This window comes from Xenorhabdus japonica, from assembly GCF_900115195.1.
Taxonomy (GTDB): Bacteria; Pseudomonadota; Gammaproteobacteria; order Enterobacterales; family Enterobacteriaceae; genus Xenorhabdus; species Xenorhabdus japonica.
This window is the reverse complement of sequence record NZ_FOVO01000089.1, coordinates 1-1,216: the sequence shown is the minus strand read 5'-3', so window position 1 is coordinate 1,216 and position 1,216 is coordinate 1. Positions and strand designations below refer to the sequence as shown.

Below are 1,216 nucleotides of genomic sequence, written 5' to 3'. Positions count from 1 at the left end.
ACACGAGATTACAAAACACCGAATGAGTTATTTAAAGGAATACCCACTCATTTACTTCGTTCATTACGGTGTTGCGCTTAATATGTGAATCCAAGTTATATACAATATGTTATGCATCTGATTGCATATTGTTATTTATAATTTAAATAAAACTTCATAATAATGCATGCATCTTTTGGGTCATGATGCCAATTTATTGATAGCGATGAATGTTTAAATAATACCCTATGACTCTGTCATGTATTACGCTTACTGACCACATGCAGTTTCCCCGCCAGTGTTTTTTCATCGCTTCTCCAGCCATCGGTCATCTAGATCACAATGTTGAAGGGAGTCAGTATCGCCATCAGACGCATCAATGTCTTCTTTGTTCTTGGGCCAAAAACGTGGGCGATCACTTTCCGTCTGATCCGGTCGTAAGCATAAAAGAGCCAACGGGGCTGATTCTTTAACTTCACCTACGACCACTGTTCATTCATTTCGCAACAGACAATCACTTCAGTGCCGGGAGCAATGGCTTCTGTTACCGATTGGGGTCTGAGCTTTTTAAATGGCGAAGGACAGTATTCAGACCAATCCCCATCACACGCGCTGTCGCCCGGCATCCCGTTCCATTCATGGCCATATCGACGATTTGCTTATGTGTACCGGGACGACAAGCGGCATAAGTGAATTCCCGTTGCCAAGAATGACGGCAGGACTGGCAAAGATAACGTTGATGACCAGAGCGAGAGCGCCCATTACGGTAGATCCCTTTAACTGCACAACAAGATGGGCAGGTCACATCAATCTTTGCCATCTGAATGTTCTCCAAATAGACATACTATACATGATTCAATAAATTGATATCATGATCCAAAATATCATAGACAGGTAACAGGTGAGTGAAACCATCTCTATCAAGAAAATGTCCACCATTATCAACATTAATCACTTCTGCTTGTAAAGAACAAGCTAACTCTCGTGAAGATTGTGGAGAAACAATTTCATCATTAGAAGAAATGAGTGAAATACGGTGTTCGGTTACCCCACGCAAAAAAGCATAATCTAATGGTTCAACAGTAAAAGAGTTTAACTCTGGTAAAGTAATTTGAGGAGAATCAAATCCAGAGACCAAAAATTAGGGCAAACGGGTCTAATTTATACAGATGAAAATCCCACTGTCAGGATTTTCATCATATAGCCATTATCCCAGCCAGCCTTCTGGCGCTTAGTC

1 protein-coding gene and 1 pseudogene are annotated in these 1,216 nt (G+C 41.1%); both read right to left on the bottom strand.

Annotated elements, in window-relative coordinates:
• Window positions 1-193: 193 nt before the first annotated feature.
• Window positions 194-799: pseudogene (locus BM135_RS16420) on the bottom strand (IS1 family transposase).
• Window positions 800-823: 24 nt separating this feature from the next.
• Window positions 824-1,117 (bottom strand): alpha/beta hydrolase, encoded by a 294-nt coding sequence (locus tag BM135_RS16415; protein WP_092521600.1) that lies wholly within the window; start codon window positions 1,115-1,117, stop codon window positions 824-826.
• Window positions 1,118-1,216 lie beyond the last annotated feature (99 nt).